The following is a 16,794-nucleotide window of genomic DNA, read 5'->3' on the forward strand; positions in this document are numbered from 1 at the left end:
CCGCACGAGGGCCGGATGCCGACGCCGCCGAGAGCAGCGTCACACGCATCGGTCGGGTCGAAAATGGCCGACAACCCCCCGCTCATCTCACCTTGCGGCATAGCGTCGGAACGGACCGGACACCCCGGGCCGCGGCGTCACGCCGAAGGGGAAGAGACCGTACTTCCTTCTACGTCACGCAACGGCGCGCGACAGGAGCCAGAGGACAATGCAGACCAAGCTGGACGAAGCCAAGGCCGAGCTGCTCGAGAGGGCCGCCCGGGTAGCTGAGAACAGTCCGGTCGGGGGGCACCTACCGACCGGTACGACGGGCGGGGGCACCCCGGACCGGGATTCCGTGCTCGCGTTCCTCCAGCGCTACTACCTGCACACCGCCCCGGAGGACCTCGCCGACCGCGACCCGGTCGACGTCTTCGGAGCCGCTTTCTCCCACTACCGCCTCGCCGAGAACCGCCCGCAGGGCACGGCCAACGTCCGGGTGCACACCCCGACCGTCGAGGAGAACGGCTGGACGTGCAGCCACTCCGTGGTCGAGGTCGTCACCGACGACATGCCGTTCCTCGTCGACTCCGTCACCAACGAGCTGACCCGGCAGGGCCGGGGCATCCACGTCGTCGTCCACCCGCAGTTCGTCGTCCGCCGCGACGTCACCGGCAAGCTCCTGGAGGTGCTGCCGAAGCCGCCCGCCGGCGAGTCTCTGCCCCACGACGCGCACATCGAGTCCTGGATCCACGTCGAGATCGACCGCGAGACCGACCGCGCCGACCTCAAGCAGATCACCGCCGACCTGCTGCGTGTCCTGTCCGACGTCCGGGAGGCCGTCGAGGACTGGGAGAAGATGCGCGACGCGTCGATCCGCCTCGCCGAGGCGCTGCCCGGCGAGCCCAGGCCCGCCGACCTGCGCGCGCAGGACGTCGAGGAGGCCCGCGAGCTGCTGCGCTGGCTGTCCAACGACAGCTTCACCTTCCTCGGCTACCGCGAGTACCAGCTGCGCGGGGACGACTGCCTGGCCGCCGTGCCCGGCACCGGGCTCGGCATACTGCGCGCGGACCCGCACCACGCCGGTGACGACGCCCACCCGGTCAGCCCGTCCTTCGAGCGGCTGCCCGCCGACGCCCGCGCCAAGGCCCGCGAGCACAAGCTGCTCGTGCTGACCAAGGCCAACAGCCGCGCCACCGTGCACCGGCCCTCGTACCTGGACTACATCGGCGTCAAGAAGTTCGACGAGCAGGGCGAGGTCATCGGCGAGCGCCGCTTCCTCGGGCTGTTCTCGTCCGCCGCGTACACCGAATCGGTGAGGCGGGTTCCGGTCATCCGGCGCAAGGTCGAGGAGGTCCTGGAGCGCGCCGGCTTCTCGCCCCACAGCCACGACGGGCGCGACCTGCTGCAGATCCTCGAGACCTACCCGCGCGACGAGCTCTTCCAGACCCCGGCCGACGAGCTGCAGGCCATCGTCACCTCCGTGCTGTACCTGCAGGAGCGCCGGCGGCTGCGCCTGTACCTGCGCCAGGACGAGTACGGCCGCTACTACTCGGCGCTGGTCTACCTCCCGCGCGACCGCTACACCACCGGTGTCCGGCTGCGGATCATCGACATCCTCAAGGAGGAACTCGGCGGCATCAGCGTCGACTTCACGGCCTGGAACACCGAGTCGATCCTGTCCCGGCTGCACTTCGTGGTCCGGGTCCCGCAGGGCACCGAGCTGCCGCAGCTGTCCGACACCGACAAGGAGCGCATCGAGGCCCGTCTGGTGGAGGCCGCCCGCTCCTGGGCCGACGCCTTCTCCGAGGCCCTGACCGCCGAGCTCGGCGAGGAGCACGCGGCCGAACTGCTGCGCCGCTACCACAACGCCTTCCCCGAGGGCTACAAGGCCGACCACTCCCCGCGCGCCGCGGTGGCCGACCTGGTGCACCTGGAGCGGCTGAACGCCGACCGGACGTTCGCCCTGAGCCTGTACGAGCCGGTGGGCGCCGCGCCCGAGGAGCGCCGCTTCAAGATCTTCCAGAAGGGCGGCTCGGTCTCCCTGTCCGCCGTCCTGCCGGTGCTCAGCCGGCTCGGCGTCGAGGTCACCGACGAGCGGCCGTACGAACTGCGCTGCGCCGACCGAACGACCGCGTGGATCTACGACTTCGGCCTGCGGATGCCAACCTCGGGCACCGGCGACTACCTCGGCGACGACGCCCGCGAGCGGTTCCAGGACGCCTTCGCGGCCGCCTGGACCGGCCGGGCGGAGAACGACGGGTTCAACGCCCTGGTGCTGAGCGCCGGGCTGACCTGGCGGCAGGCGACGGTGCTGCGCGCGTACGCCAAGTACCTGCGCCAGGCGGGCTCCACCTTCAGCCAGGACTACATGGAGGACACCCTCCGCGACAACGTCCACACCACCCGCCTCCTGGTCTCCCTGTTCGAGGCGCGGATGGCGCCGGAGCGGCAGCGCGCCGGGCACGAGCTGGTGGACGCGCTGCTGGAGGAGGTCGACGCGGCGCTCGACCAGGTGGCCTCGCTCGACGAGGACCGGATCCTGCGGTCCTTCCTCACCGTCATCAAGGCGACCCTGCGCACCAACTTCTTCCAGGCGGCGGCGGACGGCGGCCCGCACGCGTACGTCTCCATGAAGTTCGACCCGCAGGCCATCCCGGACCTGCCGGCCCCGCGTCCGGCGTACGAGATCTGGGTGTACTCGCCGCGGGTCGAGGGCGTGCACCTGCGCTTCGGCAAGGTCGCCCGAGGCGGCCTGCGCTGGTCCGACCGGCGTGAGGACTTCCGCACCGAGATCCTCGGCCTGGTCAAGGCGCAGATGGTGAAGAACACCGTCATCGTGCCGGTCGGCGCCAAGGGCGGCTTCGTCGCCAAGCAGCTCCCGGACCCGAGCGTGGACCGGGACGCCTGGATGGCGGAGGGCGTCGCCAGCTACAAGACCTTCATCTCCGCGCTGCTCGACATCACCGACAACATGGTCGCCGGGGAGGTCGTCCCGCCCAGGAACGTGGTCCGGCACGACGGCGACGACACCTACCTGGTGGTGGCGGCCGACAAGGGCACGGCGACGTTCTCGGACATCGCCAACGAGGTCGCCGAGTCGTACGGCTTCTGGCTCGGCGACGCCTTCGCCTCCGGCGGCTCCGCGGGCTACGACCACAAGGGCATGGGGATCACCGCCCGCGGCGCCTGGGAGTCCGTGAAGCGGCACTTCCGGGAGCTGGGCGTGGACACCCAGACGGAGGACTTCACGGTCGTCGGCATCGGCGACATGTCCGGTGACGTGTTCGGCAACGGCATGCTGCTGTCGGAGCACATCCGCCTGGTGGCGGCCTTCGACCACCGGCACATCTTCATCGACCCGAACCCGGACGCGGCCACCTCCTACGCCGAGCGCCGCCGCCTGTTCGAGCTGCCCCGCTCCAGCTGGGCCGACTACGACACGGGGCTGCTGTCGGCGGGCGGCGGGGTGTTCCCGCGGAGCGCCAAGGCCATCCCGGTCAACGGGCACATCCGCGAGGCCCTCGGCATCGAGCCGGGCGTCACCAAGCTGACCCCGGCCGACCTGATGCGGGCGATCCTCAAGGCGCCGGTGGACCTGCTGTGGAACGGCGGCATCGGCACCTACGTCAAGGCCAGCACCGAGTCCCACGCGGACGTCGGCGACAAGGCCAACGACGCCATCCGCGTCGACGGAGCCGACCTGCGCGTCCGGGTCGTGGGCGAGGGCGGCAACCTCGGCCTGACCCAGCTCGGGCGGATCGAGTTCGCGCGCCACAACGGCAAGATCAACACGGACGCGATCGACAACAGCGCGGGCGTGGACACCTCCGACCACGAGGTGAACATCAAGATCCTGCTCAACGGCCTGGTCGCGGACGGCGACATGACCGTCAAGCAGCGCAACAGGCTGCTCGCGGAGATGACCGACGAGGTCGGCGCGCTGGTGCTGCGCAACAACTACGCGCAGAACACGGCGATCGCCAACGCGCTCGCCCAGTCCAAGGACATGCTCCACGCCCAGCAGCGCTTCATGAAGCACCTGGTGCGCGAGGGCCACCTGGACCGGGCGCTGGAGTTCCTGCCCACCGACCGCCAGGTCCGCGAGCGGCTGAACTTCGGCCAGGGCCTGAGCAGTCCGGAGACGGCCGTCCTGCTGGCCTACACGAAGATCACGGTGGCCGAGGAGCTGCTGCACACCTCGCTGCCGGACGACCCGTACCTGCGCGGACTGCTGCACGCCTACTTCCCGACGGCGCTGCGCGAGCGGTTCCCGGAGGGCGTCGACGGCCATCCGCTGCGCCGTGAGATCACCACGACCGTGCTGGTCAACGACACGGTCAACACCGGCGGCACGACCTATCTGCACCGGCTGCGCGAGGAGACCGGCGCCTCGCTCGAGGAGATCGTCCGGGCGCAGACCGTGGCCCGCGCGATCTTCCGCTCCGGCCCGGTGTGGGACGCGGTCGAGGCCCTCGACAACAAGGTCGAGGCCGATGTGCAGACCCGGATCCGGCTGCACTCCCGCCGCCTGGTGGAGCGCGGCACGCGCTGGCTGCTCAACAACCGGCCGCAGCCGCTGGAGCTCACCGACACCGTCGCGTTCTTCGCCGACCGCGTCGAGCAGGTCTGGTCCGAGCTGCCCAAGCTGCTGCGCGGCGCGGACCTGGAGTGGTACGAGCAGGTCTACGACGAGCTGACCGCGGCCGGGGTCCCGGACGAGGTGGCCACGCGGGTGGCCGGCTTCTCCTCCGCCTTCCCGGCGCTGGACATCGTCTCGGTGGCCGACCGGATGGGCAAGGACCCGATGGACGTCGCCGAGGTGTACTACGACCTCGCCGACCGCCTCAGCATCACCCAGCTGATGGACCGCATCATCGAGCTGCCGCGCGCCGACCGCTGGCAGTCCATGGCCCGCGCGGCGATCCGTGAGGACCTGTACGCGGCGCACGCGGCGCTGACCTCGGACGTCCTGGCGGCCGGCAACGGCAGCTGCACGCCGGAGCAGCGCTTCAAGGTGTGGGAGCAGAAGAACGCGGCGCTGCTGTCCCGGGCGCGCACCACCCTGGAGGAGATCCGCGGCTCGGACGAGTTCGACCTCGCCAACCTGTCCGTGGCGATGCGGACGATGCGTACGCTGCTGCGCACCCACTCGTAACCGCACCGCGTTCCGCGTCATCGAGGGCGCCCCGGGCCGCACCGGCCCGGGGCGCCCTCATGTCGTCCTCACGCCGTCCCCTGGCCGACCTCACACCGTTCTCATGCCGTCCTCCGGACGGGCCCCGCACGGCGCCACACGGCACATTTACCTTTTCCTGCTAATCGGGATGATTCGGATAAAGTCGCCGGGTGTCTGTGAATCTCACCGAGAGCCGTCCGGCCACGACCGCACCCGTGCGGATCACCGCGATCCCCCGGGCTCCGGCGCGGCCGGTCGCGCGAGTCGTCCTCGAAGTCGTGAAGTTCGTCGTCGTCGGCGGCAGTGGTGTTCTCGTCAACTTCCTGGTCTTCAACCTGCTGCTGCACGGCCTGGGCCGGCCCGCGATGGCCGCGACGGTGCTCGCCAGCTGTGTCGCCATGGGCACCAACTACCTGGGCTTCCGGTATTTCGCCTACCGAGACCGGTCCTCGCGCACCCCCCGGCAGATCGCGCTCTTCTTCCTCTTCAGCGGACTCGGCGTCGTCATGGAGAGCGGCCTCTTCTACGCCGGGTACCACGGACTCGGCCTGGACGGCCCCTGGGTGTCGAACGCCGTGAAGGCGCTGTCCATCGTGCTCGCCTCCGCGTTCCGCTTCCTCGTCTACCGCACCTGGGTGTTCCCGCACGATGCGCGCCGCGCCGCCTGAGGCGCCCGCCGCCGGCCGGGCCGCCTCCCGGCCGGCGAGCCTCGCCGGCGGAGCCCGCGTGCCCCTGACGGCCGTCGTGCTCGTCGCCGTCCTGCTGCTCGTGGTGGTCGTGCGGCTGCCCTGGGCCGGCGACCTCGGCATGCACGCGGCGACCATCGCGCGCCTGCGCCACAACCTTCTGCACCCCGGCAACCCGCTCGTCGCCGCCGACACCCCGAGCCCGTACTACTCGCCGTGGATACTGCTGCTCGGCTGCGTCGCCGAGGTGACCGGCTGGTCGGTCTTCGACGTGTTGCGGCTCGCCGCCCTGGCCGGACTCGGGCTGCTGGCGACCGGGGTGTGGGGCTACGTCCGTACGCTGAGCGCCCACCGGGCCGCGCCCGCGCTGGCGGCCCTGAGCCTGGTCCTGCTGTGGGGCACGGACCTCATCAACTGGAGCGGCTTCCTCGCCCTCAACTCCCTGGCGCTGACGGTGTCCTATCCGAGCGTGTTCGCCCTCGGCCTCGCCTTCCACTTCTGGGCCTGGCTGACCCGGGCGCTGCGCGGGCCGACCGGGTGGGGGAGCTGGTTCGGGATCGGCGCGCTGTGGGCGCTGATCCTGCTCTGCCACCAGTTCACCGGGGTCGTCGCCACGCTGGGCGGGACCGCCGCGGTGCTCGCGGCCCGGCCCGCGCGGACGCTGTGGCCGCGGCTCGGCGCCGGGGCGGCGCTCGGCCTGCTGGCGCTTTGGCTGTGGCCGTACTACGACTTCTTCGCCCTGTTCTCGGCCGGCGGCGACCTGGAGGAGGTGCACCGGGCGCTCTACGAGCACTTCCTCGCCCGGTACTGGCTGGCGCTGCTCGGGGTGGCCGCCCTGGCCCTGCGGGCGCGCCGGACGCGGCACGACCCGCTGGTGCTCTTCTTCCTGCTCGGCGCCCTGGTGTGCGCGGCGGGCTGGGCGAGCGGCCACTACTCCTGGGGGCGCGCCCTGCCGGCCGCGCTGATCCCCGCCCAGCTCGCCGCCGCGCTGGAGGTCGCCGAGGGCGGGCGGCGGGCCGTGCGGATCCGGTGGGCCGCGGCGCTCGCCGCCGCGCTCGCGGTGGGGGCGTGGACCCAGGCCGGCGTGCTCGGCTACGTCGCGGGGCGCGCGTCACTGCCGAAGGAGCTGGCGGAGCGGTACACCACGCCGTGGACCGGATACCAGTGGATCACGCCGTACGTGCGGTACGGGCAGGTCGTCATGGCCCGTTCCTGGCCCAGCCGCGTGATCCCGGCCTACGGCGCCTACACGGTCGCCCCCGGCTATCCGGACTTCTTCCTGCCGGACGAGGCCCGGCGGCAGGCGGCCGTGGAGCGCTACTTCGCGCGGGCGACACCGAGCGGTGTGCGCCGGGACATCCTGCGCAGGTACGGGGTGCGCTGGGTCCTGGACCGCGGCCGGACCGCCGGGGAGGGCGGACTGCGCGCGGTGGCGTACGGGCCGGGCGGCGAGGTGCTGTACGCCGTGGTGCGCTGACCGGCCCGTACCGGAACCGGTGACTAGCCCTTCTTCGCCTTGTCGCCGCCGCCGGTGAAGGCCTCGTAGGCCTCGAGGACCTCCTCGGTCGGCCCGTCCATGCGCAGCTCGCCGCGCTCCAGCCACAGCACCCGCTCGCAGGTGTCGCGGATCGACTTGTTGTTGTGGCTGACCAGGAACACCGTGCCCGCGTGCCCGCGCAGCTCGCGGATCCGCTCCTCGGAACGCCGCTGGAAGCTGCGGTCGCCGGTGGCCAGCGCCTCGTCGATGAGCAGCACGTCGTGGTCCTTGGCGGCGGCGATGGAGAAGCGCAGCCGGGCCCCCATGCCGGAGGAGTACGTCCGCATCGGCAGGGTGATGAAGTCGCCCTTCTCGTTGATGCCGGAGAAGTCGACGATGTCCTGGTAGCGCTCCCTGATCTGCTCGCGGGACATGCCCATGGCCAGGCCGCCCAGATGGACGTTGCGCTCGCCGGTCAGGTCGTTCATCAGGGCCGCGTTCACGCCGAGGAGGGAGGGCTGGCCGTCCGTGTAGATGGCGCCGTTCTCCACCGGGAGCAGGCCGGCGACGGCCTTCAGCAGGGTGGACTTGCCGGAGCCGTTGGTGCCGATCAGCCCGATCGCCTCGCCCTTGTAGGCGACGAACGAGACCTTCTTCACCGCGTGCACCCGGCGCACGCCGGCCGCCTTCTCCGCCTGCTTGGGGCGCAGGATGCGGTTGAGCGCGGCGGTCGCGGAACCGCGGCCGGCGCCGGTGCCGTGCACCCGGTAGACGATGTCGACCTGGTCGGCGACGACGGTGGGGATGCGGTCGCCGGCGGCCTCGGGGGCGGCGGCGCCGATGCGTTCGATGGTCTGCTCAGCCACGGCCGTACGTCTCCTCAGCCTTCCAGAAGTAGATGAACCCGCCGACGCCGGCCAGCAGCGCCCAGCCCGTCGCGTACGCCCACACGTGGTGCGGGAGCTGGTGGGCCTTGAAGCTGTCGATCAGCGCGAACCGCATCAGGTCGATGTAGACGGCGGCCGGGTTCGACTCCAGCAGCACCTTCGCGGAGTTCGGCATGCCGCTGTGCTTCAGCGTGTTGTCGATGCTGAACATCACGCCGGAGACGTACATCCAGGTGCGCAGGATGAACGGCATCAGCTGCGCGATGTCCGGCGTCTTGGCGCCCATCCGGGCCATGATCATCGAGACGCCCGAGTTGAAGACGAACTGCAGGAACAGCACGGGCGCGATCAGCAGCCAGGAGACGCTCACCGGGATGCCGAAGCAGAGCAGGATGACCACCAGGGCGGCCATGGAGAACAGCAGCTGCTGGAGCTGCTGGAGCGCGAACGAGATCGGGAGCGCGGCCCGGGGGAAGTGCAGGGCGCGCACCAGGCCCAGGTTCCCGGAGATCGCCCGGGTTCCCGCCATGATCGAGTTCTGGGTGAACGTCCAGATGAAAACGCCCGTCACCAGGAACGGGATGTAGTCCGAGACGCCCCGGCTGGTGCCCAGGAGCACGCCGAAGATGAAGTAGTAGACCGCCGCGTTCAGCAGGGGGGTCGCCACCTGCCAGATCTGGCCGAGCTTCGCCTGGCTGTACTGGGCGGTGAGCTTGGCGGTGGCGAAGGCGGTGATGAAGTGCCGCCGCGCCCACAGCTGGCGGACGTACTGGCGCAGGGAGGGGCGGGCGCCGCTGACGGACAGGCCGTGGCGTGCGGCGAGCGCCGCGAGGTCGCCCTCGGCCGGGGCCGGGGCGGGCGGTGTGTGGAGGACCTGGCTCACATCCGTTGCTTTCGCTCGGGGGGTGGGGGTGCGGGCGCGTCCGGTTCCGTGGCGTCGCCCGTTTCCTTACGGTTCTCTTCACGTATTCTTACGTCGGGACGGGACCGTATCGTCGCAACGTGAGCGTAGGACGGATCGACGTCGGAACGCAACTGTTTCGTCGTAACGCCCTATGCTGGAGTGCATGACGACGAACGCCGATCAGCCCCGGACGCCCGCGCGCCGCCGGACCCCCGCGGGGGCGGCCGTGCTCCGCGAGGACGTGACCGAGGCCATCCGGGCCGCCGTCTTCGAGGAGCTCGCGGCCGTCGGCTACGCGCGCATGTCCATCGAGGGGATCGCGCGGCGCGCGGGCGTGGGCAAGACCGCGGTGTACCGGCGGTGGCGTTCCAAGCTGCACCTGGTGCTCGACATCGTCTCGGCGCTCGCGGTGCAGGGCCTGCCCGCACCGGACACCGGCTCCCTGGAGACCGACCTGCGGCTGCTGTACGAGGTCACGTCCCGGGCCCTGCGCCACCCCGTGGCCTCGCAGATCATCCCCGACCTCCAGGCGGAGGCGGCGCGCAACCCCGACATCGCGGAGGCCATGCAGAAGGCCCTGCGGGACGGGCAGGAGAGTGTGGCCAGCAGCATCCTCGCGGCGGCCGAGCGACGCGGCGAGATCCGTCCCGGCCCGGACCAGGACCTGGCCCTCGACCTGATCTCGGGCCCCCTCTACTGGCGCGCGGTCGTCATCCGCAGCCCGAAGCTCCCCAAGGGCTACCTGGACGCCCTGGCCCGCGGCACGGCGGAGGCCATAAAGGCACTCTGACGCCGTGCCGGGCCCGGACAGGCCCTAAGGTCCCGTCGTCGAACTCCCGCCTGCCGTGCGACGGACGACGGGAGTTCGACGGCAGGACCTGGGAGTCGTCACCGGCGGGCTGCCTCCGGGTGGTGGTGGGTCCAGCCGTCCCAGGCCGAGGTGATCATGTCCTGGACGTCACGCTTGGCGTGCCAGCCGAGTTCGGTGGCGATACGGTCGGCGGAGGCGACGACACGGGCCGGGTCGCCGGGGCGGCGCGGGGTGACCGTCGGGGGGCGGTCGTAGCCGGTGACCGCGTTGATCGTGTCGATCATCTCGCGGACCGAGACCCCCTCGCCGCGGCCGATGTTCAGGGTCAGGTCGAGGCCGGGGTTGGCCTGGAGCGCGCGGGCCGTGGCCACATGGGCCTCGGCCAGGTCCACCACGTGGATGTAGTCCCGGATGCAGGTGCCGTCGGGCGTGGGGTAGTCGTCGCCGAAGATGCGCGGGGCGGCGTCCTCGGTCAGCTTCTCGAAGACCATCGGGACCAGGTTGAAGACGCCGGCGTCCGCCAGTTCGGGGCTCGCCGCGCCCGCCACGTTGAAGTAGCGCAGCGACGCCGTGGACATGCCGGTCGCGCGGCCCGTCGCCCGGACCAGCCACTCGCCCGCGAGCTTGGTCTCGCCGTACGGGGACATGGGCGCGCACGGAGTCTCCTCCGTGACCAGGTCCACGTCCGGCATCCCGTACACGGCCGCCGAGGAGGAGAACACGAACGACGGGACATCGGCCGCCGTCACCGCCTCCAGCAGGACGCGCAGCCCCTCGACGTTCTCCCGGTAGTAGTGCAGCGGCCGGTCCACCGACTCGCCCACCTGCTTCTTCGCGGCGAGGTGGACCACGCCGGTGACCTCGTGCTCGGCGAGGGCGCGCGCCACCCGGTCCCCGTCCAGGGTGGAGCCCACCACCAGTGGGACCCCGTCCGGGACGCGTTCGGCGATGCCGGTGGACAGGTCGTCGTACACCACCGCCCGCTCGCCCGCTTCCGTCATCGCGCGGACGACGTGCGCTCCGATGTAGCCGGCGCCGCCGGTGATCAGCCAGGTCATGTGCGGCCGTCTCCTCCTCGGTTGACCCGCGGGGGATCCGTTCGGGAGATCCGCGGGGTCGGTTTCTCGGTCAGCTGGTCGGGTCGCTCCCCGTGGCCCGGGCTCAGCGCATCAGGCGCCGCAGCCGGTTGCGGAGCACGTCGGCGACCCCGCGCACCCCGGCCGCCACGCGTACGGAGAGCGAGCCGGAGTGGGTGGCGTAGGGCTGGACCAGCAGAACGCCGTACCGCAGGCTCGCCACGGCGCTGCGCCGCAGCCGGCCGTCGCCCGTGCGCGCGTGCGCCGTCGTCTCGCGGGCCGTGCCGTCGGCGAGGCGGACGTGCAGCCGCAGGTCCCAGGTGCCGGCGCCCAGCGCGGCCAGGTCCACGGGCGTCTCGGCGGACCAGGTGCCGTCCGCGCCGGGCGTCAGGGGGAGCGTGGCGCGCTGCGCCGTACTCCCCTCCTCGCGGTGCCGCCACTCCACCTCCAGCGCCTCGGGACCGGCCTCGGCCAGCCGCCCGTACATCTCGTGCAGGCGCAGCCGCAGCCGGGTGTCCCCGGTCCGCGGGCGCAGCTCCCCGTCCACGGCGAGCGGCAGCAACTCCACCGCGCGGGTCAGATACGGCTCCAGGGTGAGCTGCGGCAGGTCCCGCGACCAGATCGGCGTGCCGTCCTCGGCGCGCACGTAGGGCGGGCAGAGGCGGGCCGGGCGGGCGGCCAGCTCCCGCAGGCGGGGCAGGTCGCGCGGTTCGGGGGAGGCCAGCACGACACGGGCCAGCAGACGGCCGGGGGCAGCGGGGTTGAGCGCCCAATCAGCGGCGTCGTACTCCGTGAGGTACTCCCGGGTGAGGGTCCACCAGGCGCTCCGGTACTCGGCGTCGCGCAGGCCCAACTCCCGTGCGTACATGCGCAGCTCGTGGTCGAGGAACTTGGCCCGGGCGGCCCGCGCCAGCTCCTTCTGCCCGGCGTTCAGCAGGATTTCGTACGCCGTCCGGGACGCCTCGATGCGCGCCCGCCAGTTGTCGATGCCCGCCCGGTCCAGGGAGATGGACAACTGCTCGGCGGACCGGCGCACATGCCACACGTACACCTGCTCGGGGACGAGGGCCAGGCGCGGGCCGGCGGCCAGCACGCGCGCGGTGAAGACGAAGTCCTCGTAGGGGAAGCGGCCTTCGGGGAAGCGGATGTCGTGCTCGCGCAGGAAGTCGCTGCGGTACAGCTTGTTGACGCACAGGGTGTCGTGCACCAGGCGCGGCAGTTCCGCGGGGCGGGCGAGCACGGTGTTCTCGGCGTACAGGCGGTCCTGCCAGGGCACCTCGCGCCCGGAGGGCAGTTCGCGGCGCACGCACAGGCCGCCGGCCACCTCCGCGCGCTCCTTCACGGCCGCCGCGAGCAGCGCGTCGACCGCGCCGGGTGGCAGTACGTCGTCGCTGTCGAGGAACATCACGTACGGCGACGTCACCGCGTCGATGCCGGTGTTGCGGGGGCTGCCGCAGCCGCCGCTGTTGCTCTCGCGCCGGATCACCCGCACCTTCGGCTCCGTCCCGGCGAGGCGGGTGAGCAGCTCGAAGGTGCCGTCCGACGAGCAGTCGTCCACGGCGACGACCTCGCGGACCGCTGGGCCCTGCGCGAGCGCCGAACGCACAGCGTCGGCGATGTGGGCGACGTCGTCATATCCGATGACGACGACGCTGACGTGTGGTGCCTGCTGGGGGTGCGGGTGCATGGAGTCCACGGGCCGGAAGGGTAGGTGTGGTAGGTAATTTCCCGTTAAGAGGGGCTTAGGGCCCCGTGCGGAAGACGGTTGGATCCCCTCGCGGGTTCCCCCGGCAGCGGCACCAGTTTCGTCGATCGCCACAACCGGACGAAAGAGGTTACCGCGGCGGCGGCCAGCAGTCCGTTGCGCGTCAGCATCAGCGCGCAGCCGGTCCAAGTGCAGCTTGCCACTTCGTGGTAGAGGGCCGGGTAGGCGACGACGCTGACCGCGCTCGCCACCGCGACCAGCGCCGCCACGGGGCGCTGCGTGGTCGCCCGTGAGGTCAGGCAGACCGCGGCCAGGCCCAGCAGCCAGACCATGTACTGCGGGCTGATCACCCGGCTGGTGACGGTGAACAGCAGCACCGCGCTCAGCGCGGCGTCGTAGGGCGTCGCGGGCGTCCGGCGCCGGGCCCGCAGCCGCCACAGCACCAGCAGCGCGAGGGCCGCCGCAGTCAGGGCGAGTGAGAGATGTCCCACGGCCGCGACGTGCGGTCCGGTGAACTCCAGGGCCCCGTACCGGTACCGGACCCGGCCCGGCCAGCCCGCGTGCGTGGCGAGGGCCAGCGCCGTGCCGCCGAGCGACTCGATCTGCACGCCCCGCCCGCCCTGCTGGCGCGCGAAGGCGAGCGGGTTGCGGAACAGGGCGGCGAACGCCGCGAAGGAGACGGACCCGGTGACGGCCGCCCACAGCCACGCCGACCGGGTGACGCGGCCCGGCGGCACCCCCAGCAGCACCAGGGCCGGCCACACCTTCACCAGCGCGCCCAGCGCGGCCAGCGCGGCGCCCGCCCGCGGGAAGCGTGTCAGGGTCAGCAGGGACAGCACGGCCAGGGCGGTGACCTGCACGTCGTACCGGGCCAGCGGGACGTGCAGCAGGAGCGGCAGCCCCAGCGTCCAGTAGCCGGCCCCGCGCAGGCTGCGGCCGGGGCGCGTGCCCGCGCGGGCCAGTGCCACCGCGACCACCGCGTCGGTGACGAGGGTGAGCGCGACGAACGCCTGGAAGTACGTCAGGCCCGGCAGCAGCGCGGGCGACAGCAGCACCGCCCCGGCGCCGGGCGGGTACTGCCACAGCGTGTCGTGCGCCGGGAAGGCGCCGTGCGACAGCACGACGTACCAGTGCTGGTACAGCTTCCACACCTCGCGGGCCACCGCGCCCCGGCCCAGCAGGGGCAGGGTGTCGTGGGCGAGCAGGGCCAGCATGGCGGTGCGGGTGACGAGCCAGACGGCCGCCAGGGCGAGGAGGCGGTGTCTCGTCGGCACGCGGGTGCGGGCGGGCGTCACGCTCTGGAAGGGACTCATCACCGCGGATGATAATCGGCATGAATGACGCAATCCGGTTCATACGCGGTCGACGTCGGGGGCTCACGGCCGGCCCGTGGTCTCCTCCGGTGCCGCCGCGTCCAGTGCCGCCGCGTCGAGTGCCGAGGTGAGCCGGTCGAGGCGGGTGCGCAGGTCGCGGATCTCGTCGAGGGTGAAGCCGGTCGCCGAGACGATCCGGCGCGGCACCTCGCTCGCGCGCTCGCGCAGGGCGGCGCCTTCCGCCGTCAGGCGCACCTGGACCGACCGCTCGTCCCGCGCGCTGCGCTCGCGCCGCACCAGTCCGGCCGCCTCCAGCCGCTTGAGCAGCGGGGACAGGGTGCCGGAGTCCAGGCGCAGGTGCTCGCCCAGCCTCTTCACGGGCGTCTCGCCGTGCTCCCACAGCACCAGCATCACCAGGTACTGCGGATAGGTGAGGCCCAGCTCCTTGAGGAGGACGCGGTAGACGCCGTTGAAGGCGCGTGAGGCGGCGTGCAGGGAGAAGCAGATCTGGCCGTCCAGGCGCAGCCAGTCCTCCTCGGGCGCGGGCCGCGGGACCTCGGTGTTCATGGCTCCAGGGTAGCCCGGGCGAGCAATTTGGTTGTGCACAACTTAATTGTGTGCTCTACTCGTGGTCGTGGGCGGCCCGGCCGTGAGGCCGCAGACCGGCCGCCCGGACACGCACCCGACGCATCGAGAGGGATGGTTTTCCCATGGACGCGCTCTACACCGCCGTCGCCACCGCCACCCACGGCCGCGAGGGCCGCGCCTTCACCTCCGACGGCAAGCTGGACGTGCAGCTGGCCCCTCCGGTGGAGCTCGGCGGCAACGGGCAGGGCACCAACCCCGAGCAGCTCTTCGCCGCCGGGTACGCCGCATGCTTCGCCAGCGCCCTCGGCCTGGTCGGTCGGCAGGCGAAGGTGGACGTGAGCGACGCCGCCGTCACCGGCGAGGTCGGCATCGGCAAGCAGGGCGAGGGCTTCGGGCTCGCCGTCACCCTCCGCATCGAGCTGCCCGGTTCCGTGGACGAGGCCACCGGCCGCAAGCTGGTCGAGCAGGCCCACCAGGTCTGCCCCTACTCCAACGCCACCCGCGGCAACATCCCGGTCGAGCTCGTCGTCGAGTGACCCCACGGCCCGGCGGCGTCGCGGCCCACGGCCCGACGCCGCCGGGCCGCACCCGCTCCCGGTGTCACCTCATCGAGGGTCGTCGCACCGCTGCCGATTCACCTCATCGTGTGATCGGGCCCTCGTCCGGCTTCGTCAGGCTCTCGTCCTCGGTCCGGCGCGGTGCCGGGATGCCGTCGGCGGGGCGGCGGGCCGGGGCGCCGGTGAACACAGGCCGCCGTGCGCGTAGTGGGCGCGGGCCGGCACCACGAAGCGCGGGCCCAGCCGCCACAGGAAGCGCTCCAGGTCGAGGGCGGGCCGCCGGGTGCGCCGGTAGTAGCGGTGGGTGGCCGCGTACAGCAGCGCGACCGTGCCCTCCGGGATGCCGAGCGACGCGCGCAGCCGGAGCACGTCCGCCGCCGTCGCCGTCTGGAGGCGGAAGGCACAGCTGGACGCGGTAGTGCAGCTGGAGGAGGGCGGCCCGCAGCGCGCGCAGCGACTTGGCGGTGACCTTCGCCGCCCTGCGGCGGAGTGCCATCGCCCGCTGCAGGGCGCGGAACGTGCGGTGCGGGCCCAGCCGGACCAGCGCGTGGCGCAGCCGCGAACGCGGCGGCACGGGGAAGCCGGTGGTGCGATAGCGGCGGTAGTACGTACGGGCCCGGCGCAGGAACTCGGCGCGGCAGCCGCGGGGCCGCCGGCCGGGCCGGGTGAACACGGTCGTGAAGTGGTCGACCATGCGGCGGAACAGCACCGGCCGCCACCGCGCCAGGTCGGCGCGCCGGTCGAGATGGGCGAAGACCCGGTCGTACTGCTCGAAGACGTCGAAGTGCCGGCGGCTGGTGCTGCCGAGGATGCTGCCCTGCCGACGCTGCCGGTAGTGCACGCACACGCGGTCCACGGTGGCGATCGTCTCCGCCGCCATCAGGACCGGGTACGTCCACGGCGCGTCCTCGTAGCAGCCGCTGGGGAAGGCGAAGCCCGCGCGCGCCACGAACTCCCGCCGGCAGGCCTTGTTCCAGGCGACCATGAGCACCCTGAGCAGGTCGGGGCGGTCCGCCAGGCGGAACGGGGCCGGGCCGTCCTCGGACAGCGGTGCGGTGACCGAGGCGCGGACGGGCAGGCCCGTCCAGTCCGTGTGCGCGTAGTCGTAGACCACGACGTCCGGCTCGCCGGTCTCCTTGACGCGGTCGGCGATCGCCCGCAGCGCGTCGGGCGTGAGGGTGTCGTCGCCGTCCAGGAAGACCAGGTAGTCGCCCCGGGCCGCGGCCATCCCCGCGTCGCGGGCACGGCCCAGGCCCTGGTTCTCGGGCAGGTGGACGGGCCGGACGCGCGGGTCGCGGGCCGCGAACTCCTCGATGATCGCGCCGCAGGCGTCGGGCGAGCAGTCGTCGACGGCGATCAGTTCCAGGTCCATGAACGACTGGGACAGCACCGACTCCAGGCACGCGTGCAGGTACGCCTGAACCTGATACACGGGAACGATGACACTGAACCTGGGCAAGGGGACATCCAAGGGGCGGCGCGCTGACGTCTTGCCGGAAACGGCCGATGGAGTGAATTGGTTACGGTTCCTCGGGCATGTGGGGGGGCGTCCGGGTGAACGGCGAAGGGCGAGCCGGTGCCGGCCCGCCCCCGTGTTCCGCCTGCTCGACCGCGTCCCGCCTACCTGCCTGC

At 72.2% G+C, this 16,794-nt stretch carries 11 protein-coding genes and 1 pseudogene; 5 read left to right on the forward strand and 7 right to left on the reverse strand.

The window, feature by feature from the left end; all coding sequences use genetic code 11:
* The first annotated feature begins 208 nt into the window (after positions 1-208).
* The 3 genes from ACIQ9G_RS00105 to ACIQ9G_RS00115 all read left to right on the forward strand — a co-directional run bounded on the left by ACIQ9G_RS00105 (position 209) and on the right by ACIQ9G_RS00115 (position 7,321).
* On the forward strand, positions 209-5,137 hold the full coding sequence (locus ACIQ9G_RS00105; RefSeq protein WP_403603933.1) for an NAD-glutamate dehydrogenase: 4,929 nt from the start codon (positions 209-211) through the stop codon (positions 5,135-5,137).
* Between the two features lie 191 nt (positions 5,138-5,328).
* Positions 5,329-5,826, forward strand: a complete 498-nt coding sequence (locus ACIQ9G_RS00110; RefSeq protein ID WP_403603935.1) for a GtrA family protein — start codon at positions 5,329-5,331, stop codon at positions 5,824-5,826.
* Positions 5,807-7,321 carry a hypothetical protein gene (locus tag ACIQ9G_RS00115; RefSeq protein WP_403603938.1) on the forward strand — a complete coding sequence of 505 codons (1,515 nt, stop codon included), beginning with the start codon at positions 5,807-5,809 and terminating at the stop codon, positions 7,319-7,321. Before ACIQ9G_RS00110 ends, ACIQ9G_RS00115 begins: the two co-directional genes overlap by 20 nt.
* A gap of 23 nt (positions 7,322-7,344) precedes the next feature.
* Here the strand turns inward: ACIQ9G_RS00115 and ACIQ9G_RS00120 are convergent, their stop codons facing one another.
* A complete protein-coding gene (locus ACIQ9G_RS00120) occupies positions 7,345-8,187 on the reverse strand; it encodes an ABC transporter ATP-binding protein (RefSeq protein ID WP_403603941.1) in 843 nt (280 codons plus the stop codon).
* A complete protein-coding gene (locus ACIQ9G_RS00125) occupies positions 8,180-9,091 on the reverse strand; it encodes an ABC transporter permease (protein WP_403603944.1) in 912 nt (303 codons plus the stop codon). Before ACIQ9G_RS00125 ends, ACIQ9G_RS00120 begins: the two co-directional genes overlap by 8 nt.
* Positions 9,092-9,263: 172 nt before the next feature.
* Here ACIQ9G_RS00125 and ACIQ9G_RS00130 point away from each other — a divergent pair, with 172 nt between their 5' ends.
* The gene (locus ACIQ9G_RS00130) at positions 9,264-9,902 is read left to right on the forward strand and encodes a TetR/AcrR family transcriptional regulator (protein ID WP_403603947.1); all 639 of its coding nucleotides are present in this window, start codon (positions 9,264-9,266) and stop codon (positions 9,900-9,902) included.
* A gap of 98 nt (positions 9,903-10,000) precedes the next feature.
* On the opposite strand, the gene galE is transcribed toward ACIQ9G_RS00130, so the two are convergent.
* The 4 genes from galE to ACIQ9G_RS00150 form a co-directional block, all read right to left on the reverse strand.
* The gene (gene galE, locus ACIQ9G_RS00135) at positions 10,001-10,981 is read right to left on the reverse strand and encodes a UDP-glucose 4-epimerase GalE (protein WP_392196070.1); all 981 of its coding nucleotides are present in this window, start codon (positions 10,979-10,981) and stop codon (positions 10,001-10,003) included.
* A 103-nt stretch (positions 10,982-11,084) separates the two neighbouring features.
* Positions 11,085-12,686, reverse strand: a complete 1,602-nt coding sequence (locus tag ACIQ9G_RS00140; protein ID WP_403606668.1) for a glycosyltransferase family 2 protein — start codon at positions 12,684-12,686, stop codon at positions 11,085-11,087.
* A 44-nt stretch (positions 12,687-12,730) separates the two neighbouring features.
* A complete protein-coding gene (locus tag ACIQ9G_RS00145; RefSeq protein ID WP_403603950.1) occupies positions 12,731-14,017 on the reverse strand; it encodes a glycosyltransferase 87 family protein in 1,287 nt (428 codons plus the stop codon).
* A 63-nt stretch (positions 14,018-14,080) separates the two neighbouring features.
* A complete protein-coding gene (locus ACIQ9G_RS00150; protein WP_403603953.1) occupies positions 14,081-14,584 on the reverse strand; it encodes a MarR family winged helix-turn-helix transcriptional regulator in 504 nt (167 codons plus the stop codon).
* Positions 14,585-14,727: 143 nt separating this feature from the next.
* Here ACIQ9G_RS00150 and ACIQ9G_RS00155 point away from each other — a divergent pair, with 143 nt between their 5' ends.
* Positions 14,728-15,141, forward strand: coding sequence for an organic hydroperoxide resistance protein (locus ACIQ9G_RS00155; protein ID WP_356189642.1), 414 nt, complete (start codon positions 14,728-14,730; stop codon positions 15,139-15,141).
* A gap of 213 nt (positions 15,142-15,354) precedes the next feature.
* Here ACIQ9G_RS00155 and ACIQ9G_RS00160 read toward each other — a convergent pair.
* Positions 15,355-16,621 (reverse strand): annotated as a pseudogene (locus ACIQ9G_RS00160) (glycosyltransferase); the annotation flags it as partial.
* Positions 16,622-16,794: the final 173 nt, after the last annotated feature.

Source organism: Streptomyces sp. NPDC096152, assembly GCF_044763235.1.
Lineage (GTDB): Bacteria > Actinomycetota > Actinomycetes > Streptomycetales > Streptomycetaceae > Streptomyces.

Bases quoted from the DNA above. Each gene is read 5' to 3' on its own strand.
- ACIQ9G_RS00105 (WP_403603933.1), top strand. From the start codon at position 209: ATGCAGACCAAGCTGGACGAAGCCAAGGCCGAGCTGCTCGAGAGGGCC.
- ACIQ9G_RS00115 (WP_403603938.1), top strand. From the start codon at position 5,807: ATGCGCGCCGCGCCGCCTGAGGCGCCCGCCGCCGGCCGGGCCGCCTCC.
- ACIQ9G_RS00130 (WP_403603947.1), top strand. From the start codon at position 9,264: ATGCTGGAGTGCATGACGACGAACGCCGATCAGCCCCGGACGCCCGCG.
- galE (WP_392196070.1), bottom strand. From the start codon at position 10,981: ATGACCTGGCTGATCACCGGCGGCGCCGGCTACATCGGAGCGCACGTC.
- ACIQ9G_RS00140 (WP_403606668.1), bottom strand. From the start codon at position 12,686: ATGCACCCGCACCCCCAGCAGGCACCACACGTCAGCGTCGTCGTCATC.
- ACIQ9G_RS00145 (WP_403603950.1), bottom strand. From the start codon at position 14,017: ATGAGTCCCTTCCAGAGCGTGACGCCCGCCCGCACCCGCGTGCCGACG.
- ACIQ9G_RS00150 (WP_403603953.1), bottom strand. From the start codon at position 14,584: ATGAACACCGAGGTCCCGCGGCCCGCGCCCGAGGAGGACTGGCTGCGC.
- ACIQ9G_RS00155 (WP_356189642.1), top strand. From the start codon at position 14,728: ATGGACGCGCTCTACACCGCCGTCGCCACCGCCACCCACGGCCGCGAG.